The sequence below is a fragment of the Psychromonas sp. CNPT3 genome (assembly GCF_000153405.2).
Taxonomy (GTDB): domain Bacteria; phylum Pseudomonadota; class Gammaproteobacteria; order Enterobacterales; family Psychromonadaceae; genus Psychromonas.
Genome location: NC_020802.1, coordinates 968,408 through 985,895, shown reverse-complemented (window position 1 = coordinate 985,895; position 17,488 = coordinate 968,408). Strand labels below are relative to the sequence as shown.

Below are 17,488 nucleotides of genomic sequence, written 5' to 3'. Positions count from 1 at the left end.
AAGCCTCGTACTACTCACTATTTACGCTGTTTATTTTACACATACAAATAATGAAACACATAAATCACGCTCGCGCAGTGATGTCCTTCACCTTACTTTTGTAAGTCTAAAACCAACAAAAAAACAATACATCCTACCCTTAGGGCAGAGTCAAAAAAAACCACACATTTTGTGAGTAACCATAAAAAAAAAGCGGTATTTTATGTGGCATGCTCTAAATCACGTTATTTCAACCCCGCCACACATACACTCGTCATCTAAAATTTATTACTATAAACAAGGAATTACCTTTATGAGTTCAGTATTTTTCATGCCAAGTATCAATTTAATGGGTGCAGGTTGCTTAAAAGAAGCGGTATCGACTATTCAGGCACAAGGCTTTAAAAAAGGCTTAATTGTGAGTGATAAAGTCCTCAATAAAATAGGTATGATAAAAAAAGTTGCTGACCTATTAACTGAAAAAAATGTGAAAACGGTTATTTTTGATGGCACAAACCCGAATCCAACCATTAAAAATGTTGAAGATGGTTTGAAAATGCTTAAAGAAAATAACTGTGATTTTGTGATCTCTCTCGGTGGTGGCTCTCCTCATGATTGCGCTAAAGGGATTGCTTTGCTTGCCAGTAATGGAGGAACAATTTCAGATTATGAAGGTCTTGATAAATCGCCTAAACCTCAACTGCCTCTTATTTCAATTAATACCACAGCAGGAACGGCTTCTGAAATAACACGTTTTTGTATTATTACCGATGAAGTAACGCATATTAAAATGGCCATTGTTGATAAACATGTTACGCCACTTATCTCTGTAAACGATCCTGAATTAATGGTAAATAAACCTGCTGCATTAACGGCGGCTACGGGTATGGATGCGTTAACACATGCAATCGAAGCTTATGTATCAACCATTGCAACGCCATTAACAGATGCCGTAGCAATAAAAGCAATTGAAATGATAGAGAAACACTTACGTACAGCGGTCAACGATGGCCAGAATATTGAAGCGCGTGAGAAAATGGCGTATGCACAATTTATGGCGGGTATGGCATTTAATAATGCATCACTTGGTTATGTACATGCCATGGCGCATCAGTTAGGTGGATTTTATGATCTGCCACATGGTGTTTGTAATGCAGTATTACTGCCACATGTACAAAGCTTTAATGCCCGTGTTGTACCTGAGCGTTTAAGAGATGTGGCACAAGCCATGGGGGTTGATGTGAGTCAACTATCCCCTCAGCAAGGCGCCGAAGCAGCGCTTCAGGCTATCAGAAAATTATCAAAAGATGTTAATATCCCAACGGGTCTTAGCGAACTTGGCGTGCAAGAAAGTGACTTTGATGTACTCAGTAGCAATGCATTAAAAGACGTATGTGGTTTTACTAACCCAGTACAAGCATCTAATGAAGAAATTATCGAAATATTCCGTCAAGCGATGTAATTAATAGATTAATGAAAGACCACCTTATAGGTGGTCTTTAATGCTTTAATGCGACTAAAAAAATACCCATTAAAATAAAAAGAACACCAAACACACGATTTTGCATCAATAAAAATCGTTCATTAATTAAATATTTACGGCATATATTAGCTAAATAGGCATAATTTAACATCACCACAACATCCATCACTACCACGGTTACACCCAGTATTAGATACTGCGTGTTTAATGGCATATTCATATTTAAAAAAGAAGGTAAAAAAGCCGTTAAAAAAATAACTGATTTAGGATTCATTAAATTAATAAAAAAACCTTCTCTTATTAATTGCCAATAATTTACTTTAGCGCTCGCTAATGGCATTTCATCTTGTACCGTAACCGCTGTCAAAAATCGCTGTATCCCTAAGTACCCTAAATATGCAGCCCCCATATATTTTAATAAATCAAAGGCAATGGGTGAAGAGGAAAATAAAGCGCCAAGACCGATAACCACAACAGACAAGTGCACAATAATCGCTAACTGTAAGCCAATTAAATTAATGGCAGCACGGCGCACGCCTCCATTAAGGGCATTACTCACCGTGGATATCATCCCAGCCCCTGGTACCATACTAAACAAACTGGTTGCTACTAAAAAAGTTAACCATACACTCAGTGTCATTAGAACGCCCTTCATATAAAACACAGTAAATTTTCATTTGCCTTCCATTCTATACCTTAAATTATCGATTTCACTATCAAAAAAAAAATTTCAACAAAAACAAGTGCGCGAGTGGGTTAATGCAGGCATAAAAAAGCCTGCACAAGTACAGGCTTTTCTCGCATTTATTTAAAAATTAACGCGATAATTGTTGATGCAGTTGTTGCACTGAAATAACCGTTGCATACTCAGCAGTGGGATCGTAATCATGTGCTAGGCACGTTGCCATCGCCCCTTTTAGCGTCGTCGTGTAATCAACCTGATAACGTAACGCTGCGCGGCGTAACTGACGAGAGTCTTCAATCGCAAGACGCCCTTCTGTCGTGTTTACCAGATAAGTATATTCACCATTTTTAATATGATCGAGAATATGTGGTCGCCCTTCATGCACTTTATTGACTAAGCGCGCCGTTATGCCCGCCTCTTGCAGCACGATCATGGTGCCATGTGTTGCATCGAGACAATAACCTAAGGCAATCAGTTTACTTGCCACTTCGGCCACCTTTTTCTTATCACTATTACGCACCGACAATAGCGCTCGGCCAATACGTGGCAGTGCTTTTTTAGAGCCTAACTCCGCTTTGGCATAAGCCTCACTGAACGTTTTCCCAACGCCCATAACCTCACCCGTTGAATGCATTTCAGGACCTAAGATAGGATCTGATCCTGGAAACTTATTAAAAGGTAAAACGACTTCTTTTACACTGTAATACGGCGGGATGATCTCTTTACAAATGCCCATCGACTTCAAGCTCTTACCTGTCATCACGCGGGCTGCGATTTTAGCAATCGGCACGCCCGTCGCTTTAGACACAAAAGGCACGGTGCGCGCCGCGCGTGGATTCACCTCAATCATGTAGATTTCATTGTCTTTGACTGCAAGCTGCGTATTCATTAAACCAATAACACCAAGCTCTAATGCTAACGCTTTAATATAAACACGCATCTCATCTTGTATTTCTTGGCTTAGCGTATGAGCAGGTAATGAACATGCTGAATCACCTGAATGCACGCCCGCTTGCTCGATATGCTCCATAATGCCACCAATCACAACGTCGGTTCCATCACAAATGGCATCAATATCGACTTCAATCGCATCGTCTAAAAAGCGATCTAATAAGATAGGAGAAGTATTCGATGCATCCACAACCTCAGAGAAATAGCGCGTTAAATCGACATCATCATAAACAATCTCCATCGCCCGGCCACCTAATACATAAGAAGGTCGCACGACTAACGGATAACCGATGCGTTTTGCAACCAGTAGCGCGCCATCTAAAGAAAGTACCGTATCATTATCGGGTTGCTTTAATCCTAAACCTTGTACTATCTTTTGAAATCGCTCGCGATCTTCAGCGCAATCAATAGCATCAGGCGAAGTGCCTATAATAGGTACGCCTTGCTCTTCAAGTGCGCGTGCAAGTTTAAGCGGTGTTTGTCCTCCGTATTGCACGATCACACCTTGTGGTTTTTCAATACGTACAATCTCCAGCACATCTTCTAACGTAATGGACTCGAAATATAAACGATCCGATATATCATAATCGGTAGAGACCGTTTCTGGATTACAATTGACCATAATGGTTTCAAAGCCATCCGCACGTAGCGCCATTGCTGCATGCACGCAGCAATAATCAAACTCGATACCTTGACCGATACGATTTGGTCCTCCGCCTAAGATCATTATTTTTTTATTTTGGGTCGGTTTTGCTTCGCATTCTTCATCATAAGTTGAATACATATAAGCCGTATCCGATGAAAATTCAGCTGCACAAGTATCAACGCGTTTATACACAGGATGTAAATTAAAATTATGTCTTAATTTACGTATATCACTTTCAGCAACATCTAAAATGGTGGCTAAACGACTGTCTGCAAATCCCTTACGTTTTAACGCTCTAAGGTAGGTTTTATCTAGCCCTTTTATACCCTTTTCCAATACTTTTTGTTCTTCTAAAATTAAATCTTCAATTTGTGCCAAGAACCATTTATCAATCATTGTTAACGCATAAATATCATCAATACTCATACCTAAACGAAACGCATCCCCGATATACCAAATACGTTCTCCACCCGCTTCACGCAGTTCATAGGTCACTTTCTCGCGTGCACATGGATCGTTTAAATCAACAATCGGCGTAAAACCATCCGCCCCGACTTCCAAGCCTCGCAATGCTTTTTGCAATGACTCTTGTAGGTTACGTCCAATCGACATCACCTCTCCCACCGATTTCATTTGCGTACTTAAACGGTCATTGGCATTGGCAAATTTTTCAAAATTAAAACGCGGTATTTTTGTCACGACATAATCTATCGTTGGTTCAAAGGAGGCCGGCGTTTTCCCGCCTGTGATATCATTTTGTAATTCATCAAGCGTATAACCAATGGCTAATTTAGCGGCAATTTTAGCAATCGGAAACCCCGTTGCCTTAGACGCTAAAGCAGATGAACGAGAGACCCGAGGGTTCATTTCAATTAACACCATGCGCCCATCGACAGGATTAATACCAAACTGTACGTTTGACCCGCCGGTTTCAACACCAATTTCACGTAACACGGCCAATGAGGCATTACGCATTATTTGATATTCTTTATCGGTTAATGTTTGCGCCGGTGCAACCGTAATAGAGTCGCCCGTATGGATCCCCATCGGATCGATATTTTCAATGCAGCACACAATAATACAGTTATCATTGCTATCGCGTACCACTTCCATTTCGTATTCTTTCCAGCCAATCAATGACTCATCAATCAGTAATTCATGGGTGGGTGAAAGCGATAATCCATTGCTACAAATATCTTCAAACTCTTCTTTATTATAAGCAATACCGCCACCGGTGCCTCCCATAGTAAAAGAAGGACGGATAATACAAGGAAAACCGACCATATCTAAAACGCCGTACGCTTCTTGCATATTATGCGCAATACCTGCGCGTGGACATTCTAAACCAATGCTTTTCATGGCAGCATCAAAACGGCTACGATCTTCGGCTTTATCAATGGCATCTGCCGTCGCCCCGATCATTTCTACATTATATTTTTTTAATACGCCTTTTTGTTCTAACTCTAAGGCGCAGTTTAAGGCGGTTTGTCCGCCCATCGTCGGTAAAATAGCGCAAGGACGCTCTTTGGCGATAATTTTTTCAACCACTTTCCAATGAATAGGCTCAATGTATGTCGCGTCTGCAAGCTCAGGATCTGTCATGATCGTTGCCGGATTAGAGTTAACTAAAATAACGCGGTAACCTTCTTCTTTTAAAGCTTTACACGCCTGCGCGCCCGAATAGTCAAACTCACAAGCTTGGCCGATAATAATGGGCCCTGCTCCGATAATTAAAATACTTTTTAAATCATTACGTTTTGGCATAGCTATTTTTACCTTTTATTGAATTTTTTATTGTTGTTTTTTATATTGCTGGATCAAGGTAATAAAATGATTAAATAAAGGGCCCGCATCATTAGGGCCGGGGCTTGCTTCGGGGTGTCCTTGGAAACTAAACGCAGGTTTATCGGTGCGCATTATTCCCTGTAACGATCCATCAAACAAAGAAATATGCGTGGCACACATATTATCTGGTAAGCTTTTTTCATCGACTGCAAAGCCATGATTTTGACTGGTGATCATTACTTTTTTAGTTTTTAAATCTTGTACCGGATGATTCGCACCATGATGTCCGAATTTCATCTTAACGGTTTTAGCGCCACTGGCTAACGCCAGTAATTGATGCCCTAAACAAATGCCAAAGATAGGTATATTTGTTTTTAACAGTTCAGAAATCGCATCTATCGCATAATCACACGGGGCAGGATCGCCCGGTCCATTGGATAAAAATATGCCATCAGGGGCTAAAGCTAAAACCGCACTGGCGGATGTTTTAGCGGGGACTACCGTCACAGAGCAACCTCTATCAACAAGCATACGTAAAATATTACGCTTAACGCCATAATCAAAAGCGACCACATGATAAAGACTGTCAGTGCTATCTTCCGGTAAACCTTGGGTTAATGTCCAGCTACCTTGTCGCCATTGATAACTCTCTTTGGTGCTCACATGTTGCGCAAGATCCATACCTTTAAGCCCAGGGAACTGCTGTGCTTTTTTTAATGCAGCCTCAACGTCAATATCATCTCCTGCCACGATACATCCCGAAAGAGCCCCTTTTAATGCTAATAAGCGAGTGAGTTTTCGTGTGTCTATTTCCGCTATTGCAACAATATTATGCTGTTTAAGATAAGTACTTAAGCACATTTGACTGCGGAAATTACTGACCAGTAAAGGTAAATCTCTGATCACGAGTCCACATGCGTGAATTGCCTCTGATTCTTGATCTTCATCGTTGATGCCGGTGTTACCGACATGGGGGTAAGTTAATGTTACTATTTGGCGGGAATAAGAAGGATCCGTTAATATTTCTTGGTAACCTGTCATCGAAGTATTAAAAACAACTTCACCAACACAGTAACCCTCAGCGCCAATTGCAACGCCTTTAAAAACAGTTCCATCTTCTAATATCAAAACAGCCGAATGACTCAAGATAACCTCCTTTAAACTATTCAAACCTTTTCATTTCACATCAAAAACAGTTTGAAAAGTAAACAATAAAAATAAAGTTTACGGTACTTAGCGGAAGCTTTTTTTTCCGCCAAATATCATAAAATTTGGCAAATTCGCAACAGCTTATAGATCTTATTAACAATTACCTAACATTATTTCATTTTTCGGTGCTTTATTTAATGGAATAACCTTTGGAACATCCATTTAGATTAAAAAGCAAGCGTAATACCTTGTAACTACGTATTTTAAAATTATTACTAGGAACAGATTAAATAAATCCCGCAATGTGCATTAAATAACCAACCTTTTACGGTCTGTTTTATTGCTTAATTTTTTCTAAAATACATCTCTTTATTACCTATTCCCCCTCTGTAAAAAAAAAAGATCTTAAATCCAATGCAACCCTATTAACTTCCACACATTCCCATAAGCATTTGATCATAATGGGATCCAAATTTAAAACCTACATAGCCTATTTGATATAATGTGCTTTCACGTCCTCCGTTTATTATAAGGTTTTTTATTATGCAAAGTTTACAGTCAACATTAGCTGCAGATGTTTGGTCTTATTTCGCCATTATTTGCTCTATTCCCCATCCTTCAAAACATGAAGAGAAGTTAAAAGCATGGATCAGCGCTTGGGCGGTAGATAAAAATATTGATTGCAGGGAAGATGAAGTTGGTAATTTAATATTAAGAAAGCCGGCCAGTACTGGATTTGAAAACAGAACCCCTGTGATCTTACAAGCACATTTAGATATGGTGCCTCAAAAAAACACCCATATAGAGCATGACTTTTTAGTCGACCCTATAAAACCCATCCGTAAAGGTGAATGGCTACATGCAGACAACACCACATTAGGTGCAGATAATGGCGTTGGCCTTGCCTCTTGTTTAGCGGTTCTCGCGGATAACTCAATACAACACGGCCCATTAGAAGTCTTACTTACCGTTGATGAAGAAACAACAATGGCCGGCGCAGAAGGCTTACAAAAAGGTACACTACAGGGCAAGATTTTACTTAATACTGACTCAGAGCAAGAAGGTGAATTATATGTAGGTTGTGCTGGTGCCATCAATATTAACGTCAGTTTTGATTATACTACAGCGCCTTGTAAAGCAGAGTCACAAGCTTTCGAAATAAGTCTTGATGGACTCAAAGGCGGTCATTCGGGTTGCGATATTCATCTGCAACGTGCCAATGCGATTTTAGTATTAGGTGAGCTTTTAAATAATATCGAGGGGATCTCATGGGATCTTGCTACCTTACAGGGCGGTAGTTTATGTAATGCTATCGCGCGTGACGCCAAAGCCATTATTGTTTGCTCTGAAAATGATGAAGTCGCACTAAAAACCTATCTTGAAAATAAAGAAAAAGAATTAACAACACAATTTAAACACAGTGAAAGTGGTATTGCGCTAAGCCTTAAAAAGGTAGCACTTCCAGACGTCGCATTAAGCTCTATCTCTAAAAAGAACATTTTAGATGCGATTGTGCAGTGCTTAGATGGTATTTATAGCATGGACAAAAATTTCGCAGATGTTATTCAAAGTTCAAGTAACTTTGGCGTGCTAAATCAGCATCACAGTAAACAGTTTTTTGAAATCGAAGTGTTGATCCGCTCTCAAGTTGAAACTGAAAAACAAATATTAGCAGAGATCATATACCAAAACTTTAAAAAACGTGGCGTAGATGCGCGTAAAGAACAAGATTACCCGGGTTGGATGCCAAATATAGACTCAGCTATCTATCGTTTAATGGAAGCACAATATATTGCTCTTTTTGATAAAAAACCAGAAACAATGATCATTCATGCTGGCCTTGAATGTGGTTTGTTTATTGAGAACTATCCGCAATTAGATATGATATCTTTTGGGCCTACCATCAACTTTCCACACAGCCCTGATGAAAAAGTAAATATTGCCAGTGTCGATAAATATTGGCAATTACTACTGGCAACCCTCAAAGCCATTAAGTAATTTAACGCCCTTTAAAGGCATTTATAAAGCCTCTTTAACAGTTTAGGGAAGCGATTAAAAAGATACTAACGCAAACATTTACTCTTATTAGCTACTGGTAATTTTAAGTAAATGGTATTAAAATCAACGGCCATACCTGTTTTAAGAGGCGATAGACGCCTCATTTAAGGCGCACACGCAAATACCCCGAGAATATGCGGGTATTATTTTTTGATGGGTTCGATGTAACCAAAACGATACTCATTGCAGTTTTATCAAAAGGTTATTTTATGCAAACATTACAATCAAAACACGCATCTGAAATTTGGTCTTATTTTGCCGACATCTGCGCTATCCCACACCCTTCTAAGCACGATGAAAAATTAAGACAATGGATAATAAACTGGGCACAAGAAAAAAACATAGAATGTGTTAAAGATGAAGTCGGTAATTTGATTTTAAAAAAACCTGCGAGCGCAGGCTTTGAAAATAAAAGTGCCATCATTTTACAAGCGCACTTAGATATGGTCCCTCAAAAAAACAGTAATACTGAACATGACTTTTTAGTTGATCCCATTCAGACGCACATTGATGGCGAGTGGCTACATGCAAATGACACCACATTAGGTGCCGATAACGGTATTGGCATGGCATCTTGCTTGGCAGTTCTAGCCGACAATACGTTGCAGCATGGTCCGTTAGAAGTCTTATTAACAACCGATGAAGAAACGGGAATGGTAGGCGCTTTTGGACTTAAAAGTGGTGCACTACAAGGCTCCATTTTAATCAATACAGACTCTGAGCAAGAAGGTGAATTATACGTAGGTTGTGCCGGTGGTATTAATGTCAATGTGAACATGCATTATGAAAAAATGGAAGTAGAACCGACTGATAGTGCTTACGAAATTACTTTAACAGGTCTTAAAGGTGGTCACTCCGGTTGTGATATTAACCTTGGGCGCGCCAATGCAGTTAAAGTACTTGTCTCTGTATTAAATAACCTAGCAGCCATTCCCTTCCATTTATCGACACTGCAAGGCGGTAGTTTACGTAATGCTATTCCACGTGAAGCCAGCACTATTATTGTGTGTGATAAGCAGTACCAAAACAGTTTAGAAACACTGATAGCGACATTAAATCAGCAATTAGTGAGCGAATTTAAAAATGCAGAAGACACCTTATCATTGCAAATCAAAAGCACCCTTTTACCGACTTCTATATTGACAAACAGTAGCCAAAAAAATCTCTTAGACTGTCTTTTCTCATGCCCAAATGGGATCGTGTCTATGGATGATAATTTTTCTAATGTTGTACAATCATCGAGCAACCTCGGTGTGTTGGAGCAAAATAAGACTAACCTGCGTTTTGAACTACAAGTCTTAGTACGCTCACAAGTTGAAGATGAAAAACAAAAAATAGCAGAGCAGATCAGTCAGCATTTTCAAGCTCATTTAGGAAAAGTGCGTAAAGACGGTAATTACCCAGGTTGGAAACCAAATGTTGAGTCCAAAATCTACAAAATAATGGAAGCACAATATATCAAGCTCTTTGATAATAAGCCCAAAACAATGGTTATCCATGCAGGACTTGAGTGTGGACTTTTTAGTGAGAAATATCCGCACTTAGATATGATATCTTTTGGTCCTACGATCAAATTCCCACATAGCCCAGATGAAAAAGTACATATTGACAGTGTTGATAAATATTGGAAATTATTGATCGCAACACTAAAATCTATCGATTAATAACGAAAAAGCCTTTCTCGGTTTAAGTATCATGATACTTAAACCGAGAAAGGCCACTATTACAAGAATATATACCCAGAACTATTTATACGCCCCTTTAAACAAACTAAAGAAGTTCTGCGTCGTAATTTTCGCTAACTCCTCCAATGATACATGTTTTAAATTCGCCACAAATTTTGCAACATCACGCGTAAATGCAGGCTCATTTTGTTTGCCACGATGTGGCACAGGTGCCAAATAGGGAGAGTCTGTTTCTACTAACAATCGGTTTAAAGGAATAGCCCGTATCACCTCTTGCAACTCCGTGGCATTTTTAAAGGTTGCAATACCTGAGACTGAGATATAAAAACCCATTTTCATCGCCTCTTCGGCCATAGCAAGCGATTCAGTAAAGCAATGTAAAACGCCCCCTACTTTCTCAGCTCCCTCTTCTTTTAAAATAGATAAGGTTTCTTGGCGTGCGTCACGAGTATGAATAATTAAAGGTTTATTGAGTTTAATTGCAACTCGAATTTGTTTGCGAAACGTATCTATTTGCCACTCTTTGGTTTCCGGAGAGTAAAAAAAATCTAACCCCGTTTCACCGATAGCGACGACGTTATTAGCGCTAGCATATTCTAATAAAAGCGCTTCATCGAGTTCGTCACCCGGGTACAAAGGATGCACGCCACAGGTACTGAAAATATTTTTATGGCCCGATATTAACTGCGCCATGCTTGGGTAATCTTCAAGCGTCACGCACACACTGAGGAAATAATTCACCCCTTGTGCTTGGGCTTTATTGATAACATCCGTTAAATCTTTATGCCGTGCGTCGTAATCAAGACGGTCCAAATGACAATGAGAGTCAACTAACATAAATGTTTTTCCTTAAATTCATTTTTTATTTCTATTAATAATGCATTGATCAATAGCTCTTTCTTTAATGCTTTTTGGTCACGTATCAAGTTTCGTGTTTTTAAAAGTTTCGCGGATAAATCACGTAAACTACTCAGACTAATTTGTGCACACCAAATATCAAGCTGAGGCCGAGCAAACGCGTAAATCGCGTCTTCATACAGGCCTTGAGGGTTTAATTTTATTTTTTGGATCTCATGTAACAGAAAAAATAATAGCTGTAAGCGTGCATGAGGCACTTTACTGAGAAAAGCACTAAAATCAAAGAGTGATGATGCATCTACTAACATTTTAAAGAGGCCTTCAACACAATCTCTGCGTTCATCAACCGCCAACCCAGCTTGCAATTCTTGTAAATAATTAAGCAGCACTAACGGGCAACTTTGAAATTGACGCAATACACCTAAATCAGTCACTTGTACATTTTGCTCATCTAGCCAGCTTAATAATTGCGCATCATTTGGCGTATGTATATGCTGATGTAATACGCGACTTAATAATGTTGGCATTAATTGGTGATGCGTATCAGCGAGTAAAATCAGGTAACTATTGCCTTGTGGCTCTTCTAACGTTTTAAGTAACGCATTGGCAGCTGCTTTACTCAGTAAAGCGCTATCTTTAATGAGTACGACTTTATTATCACCTAAATGCGGGCGCTCATTAAGCATATTAATCAAGGCGCGCACTTCATCAATGCCAATGGCTTTGTTATTTTCGCTTTTTAATATATAAAAATCTAAGTGATTTCCCGCACTAAATAATCGACAAGAATGGCAATGTCCACAGGCCCCGTTCGCCTGTTTATCTGAACATAATAGATAAACAGATAATTGTGATGCCAACTTATATTTTCCTAAGCCCACACTGCCGGTAAATAATAAACCATGGGCAAGGCGCCCTTGCTGATAGGTTTTTAATAATTCATTAAATACAGGGCTGAGCCATGGGGTTGAAACTTCTTTCTTTTGCATTTATTTTAAACTCACTAACCAATTATCTAATTGCTTAAAAATAGCTTTCTCTACTTGCGCAGGTGTTTTTGATGCATCAATCGTGACAGCACTTTCATCATCAGCCACCAAATTTAAGAACACTTGACGTGTCCGCTCAAAAAAATCAATGGCAAGACGCTCAATTCTGTCTAACTCACCTCGTCCACGCGCACGTTGTAATCCAAGAGCGGGATCAATGTCCAAATATAGCGTAAAGTCCGCTTTAAAATCCCCCAGTGACAATTGCTTTAATGAGTGGATAAAATGCATATCTAAACCGCGCCCGCCACCTTGATACGCAAGAGACGAGTAATTATGCCGGTCACCAATAACAATGTGCCCTTGTGCCAAAGCGGGTTTAATAACCGCTTCAACCAATTGCACTCTTGAGGCGTACATCAATAATAATTCAGCTTTATCATCGAGGCTTTCATCATTAAGATCCATTTTAATAATATCACGCATATATTCGCCCAGTTTAGTGCCTCCAGGCTCACGCGTGTAAGTCATTTTAGACGTAGGCACTCCCTGCTCTGCAAGCCAGTTACCGATATAGCGTATCGCGGTGGTTTTCCCAGCACCTTCTAACCCTTCGATCACAATAAATTTATTTTCTAATTTCTTCTGAGCTGACATGTTACTTTCCTAAAATATATTTTCTAACTGCACGCACATGCTCTTTTAAATTCTTTGAGAAATAAGACGTACCGTCACCTTTACTCACAAAATAAAGGTACTTTGTTTTCGCTGGATGTAAGGTTGCATATAAAGCTGCTTCACTTGGCATTGCGATGGGCGTAGGCGGTAATCCTTTGATGACATATGTGTTATACCGCGTTTTTTCACGTAAATGCTTACGGTAAATTCGCCCTTTATAATTATCCCCCATGCCATAAATGACAGTAGGATCAGTTTGCAAACGCATACCTAAACGTAAACGGTTAACAAAAACAGAGGATATTTTGTTTCTGTCACTCGCTAAGTTACTCTCTTTTTCAATAATAGAGGCCATGATCAACGCCTCGTAAGGCGTTTTATAAGGTAAATCTTTATCACGCTCAGCCCACAACCGCGCCAATATGTTTTGCTGATGCAGATACGCTTTTTTTATGATCTTGTAAGCGCTCATATTCGCATTGTAATGGTAGGTTTCTGGAAATAGTAAACCCTCTAGTTTTTTATGGGGGATGTTAAGCGCAGCAATGATTTCACTTTCTGTTTTTTGTAATGGCCGTAAAGAAGATTCTTTTTGTAAACTCACTAACCAGTCTTTAAAAGTGCTCCCTTCGACAAAGGTAACTTTGTATTGGTATTCTTTACCTTTATTAATTAAGGTTAGGATATCTAATAAATTAGAGCCTTCTCGAAGCTGGTAAGTGCCTGATTTTATAGCTGTTAACTCAGGATAACGTTTTGCAAGTAAACGCCACCATCCTAGATTTGGGATGATCCCCGCATCAAAAAACTTTTGACCTAATCGCGTAAAATTACTACCTGGTTTAACAACAAACAGCTGCGTTTTATCTATCAAAGGGGTTTTCAAATATTCCGTTAGTTGCTGCTGCACATAGATAAGCGTCCCCAACGTTAATATAATCATAATGCTGATCGTAATTGCGACTTTTTTTAAACACATTCGGTTTGCCTCTTTCACACTAATAATCAATAAGTACTTGCAACTGTGCACTTAATTTAAAATGCTTCGCATTATAACTGTGCTCATTATATTGCGTTACTGGGACAATCCCCATTAATGCATTACTTAAACAAAGCGCCTGCGCGCGATAAACATCCTTGATACTGACCTCTTGCTCGACGATAATCATACCATTCGCAAGGGCTGCCTGCATGATGTGTCGACGCTGCACGCCGGCAACGCCGCAATAATCTAAACGGGGGGTTACCCAGTTATTATCTAAATATAAAAAAACATTGGCACTACAGGCTTCAATAACATGCTCGAATTCATCACAAACAAGGCCTTCTAGTGCATGCTTACTCTCTAATTCATGTTTTATTAACACTTGCTCTAAACGATTTAATGTTTTGAGTCCTGCTAATTGTTGCTGGCGACCTAAACGCGTCTGGCATTGGATCAATGCGATACCACGTTTCTGCCATTGCAGGTAATGCTCAGGAAAGGCACTTGAACTGACGATACGTAAAACGTCTGTGCAAGGTAAAGTACTGTAGCCTCGCACCGTATTACCCCGCGTTAAAATCACTTTTATTACCGCGTGAGCGCTACTTTTTAACGATCTTGCGACGCTATCAACTTCCGCCGTTAATGCGATCCAGTCGACCTTTGGAAAAAATAATTTTTGAGCGCCGAGTTGTAAGCGCTGTAAGTGCAAGTCCCATAGGCATAATTGCCCATATTGTACTTTTATCGTTGAAAACAATCCATCTGCATAAGCCAGACCACGATCTAATGCACTGATCTGATTTTCTTCTATGCCGTTAATTAACATAAGATGTCTTTTATTTAGCTATAAAAAAGCCCGATTTGAAATCGGGCTTTTTTTATACCCCTTTTTAAATCAAAATATAGCGCTTAAAATGTTCTTTAAACCGCTATGCCTCGATATAAAAATTAGATACGTTTGAAAATTAATGAACCGTTCGTACCACCAAATCCAAATGAATTTGAAAGCGTGTATTCGATATGTGCAGGACGCGCTTTGCCGTCAGTGACATAATCAAGATCACAACCTTCACTTGGGTTCACTAAGTTAATAGTAGGTGGCGCTAATTGGTCGCGCAGAGCAAGAATACAAAATACAGCTTCAATTGCGCCAGCAGCTCCTAACAAGTGCCCTGTCATTGATTTTGTTGAACTCATCATGACATCTTTAGCAGCAGCACCCCAGATACTTTTAACAGCTTGCGTTTCAGCAATATCGCCCGCGGGTGTAGAGGTACCATGTGCATTGATATATTGAATTTGACTTGGTTCAATATGTGCGTCTTTTAATGCATTTTTCATTGAAAGTGCAGCACCTTCACCACTTGCAGGTGGTGACGTCATATGAAATGCATCGCCACTCATACCAAAACCAACGAATTCAGCGTAAATTTTAGCGCCACGTGCGACTGCATGTTCATACTCTTCAAGTACAAGTACGCCAGCCCCATCGCCTAATACAAAACCATCACGCGATTTATCCCAAGGACGACTCGCCGTTTCAGGTGAATCATTACGTGTAGATAATGCACGAGCAGCAGCAAAACCGCCCATACCGAGTTCGCTCGACGCTTTTTCAGCACCGCCCACTAACATCACATCTGCATCACCATATTGGATCATGCGCGCGCCCATACCGATACTATGTGTACCTGTTGTACAAGCCGTCGTTATCGCAATATTAGGGCCTTTTAGACCATGATTAATAGACACATGCCCAGAGATCATATTGATGATCGTAGCGGGAATGAAAAAAGGACTAATTTTACGTGGGCCACTTTTTTCTATATTACGAACATTGGTTTCAATCGTGGAAATGCCCCCGATCCCAGAGCCAATAGCAACGCCGATACGCTCAGCATTATCAGCCGTTACAACAAGGCCTGAATCTTCAAGTGCTTGAGCAGCAGCGACTACGCCATACTGAATAAAAGTATCCATTTTACGTGAATCTTTTTTACTCATATAGTCTTCAACATTAAAGTTTTTGATTAAACCTGCGAATTTACAAGCATATTTCTCAGTATCAAAGTGTTCAATATTTGCAATACCACTTTTACCTGCCTTGATAGCATCCCAAGACTCTTCAACTGAATTACCAACCGGTGTTAATAAGCCTAAACCCGTGATCACAACTCTGCGTTTTGACACTTTATATCTCCTACAATACAATTTATCTAAATAATTACTTTATGCGTATAAAACCATTATCTAGATAAACAGAAAAGACGGTCAAAGACCGCCTTTAAAAATTAATCTCGTACAAAGTAACGCTTATGCGCTTTTTTGAACGTAATCGATAGCTGATTGAACCGTAGTGATTTTTTCAGCTTCATCATCTGGGATCTCAGTATCGAACTCTTCTTCAAGAGCCATTACTAATTCAACCGTATCTAAAGAATCGGCACCTAAGTCGTCAACGAAAGAAGCTGAGTTAACTACTTCATTTAGTTGTACACCCAGTTGCTCTACGATGATGTTTTTTACGCGTTCTTCGATATTGCTCATTTTTATTTTCCTTTGTAGATACGCTAATGCGTTAATTGCGATAGTTTATTCTATCACGCTTAATATTCAAGTATTCTATCACTGGTTAGACCAGTTATACTCAGATTTATTTCAATAAACAGATGAAAATCAAATTTCATTAGATAAAGTGAAGTCTAACGCCTTTTCGCGATAAAGAAAAGAGATCTCAATATATTAGCATGGAAAAAGGCATCAATTCATCCCTTTTGCCCACTAATCACCTATCCAAAAAAAATTCAGGTTTATCAATTAAACCATGTACATACCACCATTTACATGGATAGTTTCACCGGTAATGTAAGCTGCGCCATCAGAGGCTAAAAAAGCAACAGTGGCAGCGATTTCACTGGCAAAACCTAAACGTCCTGCCGGTACATTGGCAAGCGTCTTTTCGCGTTGCTCATCCGTTAATGCTTTGGTCATATCTGTTTCAATAAACCCAGGTGCGACTGTATTAACCGTAATACCACGACTTGCAATTTCACGTGCAAGCGATTTTGTAAAACCAATCACGCCCGCTTTAGCGGCTGCATAATTCGCTTGCCCTGCATTACCCATAGTGCCGACAACAGAGCCAATATTAATAATGCGTCCCGCGCGTTTTTTCATCATAGGGCGCATCACCGCTTTGCTCATTTTAAAAATTGGCGTTAGGTTTGTATCGATAATATCATTCCATTCGTCATCTTTCATGCGCATTAATAAATTATCACGCGTAATACCCGCATTATTAACCAAAATATCAACGCCGATATAATCTTTTTTAATAACAGCAAAAAGGGCTGCAATAGAATCATTGTCGGTTACGTTTAAGACAAAACCTTTACCTGAATCGCCTAAATATTCACTAATAGCAGTAGCGCCTTTTTCACTGGTTGCAGTGCCTAATACCGTTGCTCCTAGAGAGACAAACTTTTCAGCGATAGCACGGCCAATACCACGGCTTGCGCCTGTTACTAATACTACTTGATCTTTCATTGTCATGA

General features: G+C 39.6%; 14 protein-coding genes. 3 read left to right on the top strand and 11 right to left on the bottom strand.

The genetic code is table 11. From position 1 onward, the window contains the following. Positions 1-292 precede the first annotated feature (292 nt). Positions 293-1,441 (top strand): L-threonine dehydrogenase, encoded by a 1,149-nt coding sequence (gene yiaY, locus PCNPT3_RS04335; protein WP_015464652.1) that lies wholly within the window; start codon positions 293-295, stop codon positions 1,439-1,441. 37 nt (positions 1,442-1,478) lie between these two features. Here yiaY and PCNPT3_RS04330 read toward each other — a convergent pair whose 3' ends face one another. The 3 genes from PCNPT3_RS04330 to carA all read right to left on the bottom strand — a co-directional run bounded on the left by PCNPT3_RS04330 (position 1,479) and on the right by carA (position 6,675). Further along, a complete protein-coding gene (locus tag PCNPT3_RS04330; RefSeq protein ID WP_015464651.1) occupies positions 1,479-2,102 on the bottom strand; it encodes a LysE family transporter in 624 nt (207 codons plus the stop codon). A 175-nt stretch (positions 2,103-2,277) separates the two neighbouring features. Beyond that, on the bottom strand, positions 2,278-5,508 hold the full coding sequence (gene carB, locus PCNPT3_RS04325) for a carbamoyl-phosphate synthase large subunit (RefSeq protein WP_015464650.1): 3,231 nt from the start codon (positions 5,506-5,508) through the stop codon (positions 2,278-2,280). A gap of 27 nt (positions 5,509-5,535) precedes the next feature. Continuing rightward, entirely contained in the window at positions 5,536-6,675 is a 1,140-nt protein-coding gene (gene carA, locus PCNPT3_RS04320) for a glutamine-hydrolyzing carbamoyl-phosphate synthase small subunit (protein WP_015464649.1), read from the bottom strand. 546 nt (positions 6,676-7,221) lie between these two features. Here carA and PCNPT3_RS04315 point away from each other — a divergent pair. Then, positions 7,222-8,676 (top strand): aminoacyl-histidine dipeptidase, encoded by a 1,455-nt coding sequence (locus PCNPT3_RS04315; RefSeq protein ID WP_015464648.1) that lies wholly within the window; start codon positions 7,222-7,224, stop codon positions 8,674-8,676. A gap of 269 nt (positions 8,677-8,945) precedes the next feature. Next, positions 8,946-10,400 (top strand): aminoacyl-histidine dipeptidase, encoded by a 1,455-nt coding sequence (locus PCNPT3_RS04310; protein WP_041771404.1) that lies wholly within the window; start codon positions 8,946-8,948, stop codon positions 10,398-10,400. 81 nt (positions 10,401-10,481) lie between these two features. Here the strand turns inward: PCNPT3_RS04310 and PCNPT3_RS04305 are convergent, their stop codons facing one another. The 8 genes from PCNPT3_RS04305 to fabG form a co-directional block, all read right to left on the bottom strand. After that, positions 10,482-11,258 (bottom strand): TatD family hydrolase, encoded by a 777-nt coding sequence (locus PCNPT3_RS04305; RefSeq protein ID WP_015464646.1) that lies wholly within the window; start codon positions 11,256-11,258, stop codon positions 10,482-10,484. Then, positions 11,252-12,268, bottom strand: a complete 1,017-nt coding sequence (locus PCNPT3_RS04300) for a DNA polymerase III subunit (protein WP_015464645.1) — start codon at positions 12,266-12,268, stop codon at positions 11,252-11,254. Before PCNPT3_RS04300 ends, PCNPT3_RS04305 begins: the two co-directional genes overlap by 7 nt. Next, a complete protein-coding gene (gene tmk, locus PCNPT3_RS04295; RefSeq protein WP_015464644.1) occupies positions 12,269-12,925 on the bottom strand; it encodes a dTMP kinase in 657 nt (218 codons plus the stop codon). 1 nt (position 12,926) lies between these two features. After that, positions 12,927-13,925, bottom strand: coding sequence for an endolytic transglycosylase MltG (mltG, locus tag PCNPT3_RS04290; protein ID WP_015464643.1), 999 nt, complete (start codon positions 13,923-13,925; stop codon positions 12,927-12,929). A gap of 19 nt (positions 13,926-13,944) precedes the next feature. Further along, positions 13,945-14,760, bottom strand: coding sequence for an aminodeoxychorismate lyase (pabC, locus tag PCNPT3_RS04285; protein ID WP_015464642.1), 816 nt, complete (start codon positions 14,758-14,760; stop codon positions 13,945-13,947). Between the two features lie 122 nt (positions 14,761-14,882). Then, a complete protein-coding gene (gene fabF, locus PCNPT3_RS04280) occupies positions 14,883-16,124 on the bottom strand; it encodes a beta-ketoacyl-ACP synthase II (RefSeq protein WP_015464641.1) in 1,242 nt (413 codons plus the stop codon). 123 nt (positions 16,125-16,247) lie between these two features. Further along, a complete protein-coding gene (gene acpP / locus PCNPT3_RS04275) occupies positions 16,248-16,481 on the bottom strand; it encodes an acyl carrier protein (RefSeq protein WP_015464640.1) in 234 nt (77 codons plus the stop codon). A 270-nt stretch (positions 16,482-16,751) separates the two neighbouring features. Beyond that, positions 16,752-17,486, bottom strand: a complete 735-nt coding sequence (fabG, locus tag PCNPT3_RS04270) for a 3-oxoacyl-ACP reductase FabG (protein ID WP_015464639.1) — start codon at positions 17,484-17,486, stop codon at positions 16,752-16,754. Positions 17,487-17,488 lie beyond the last annotated feature (2 nt).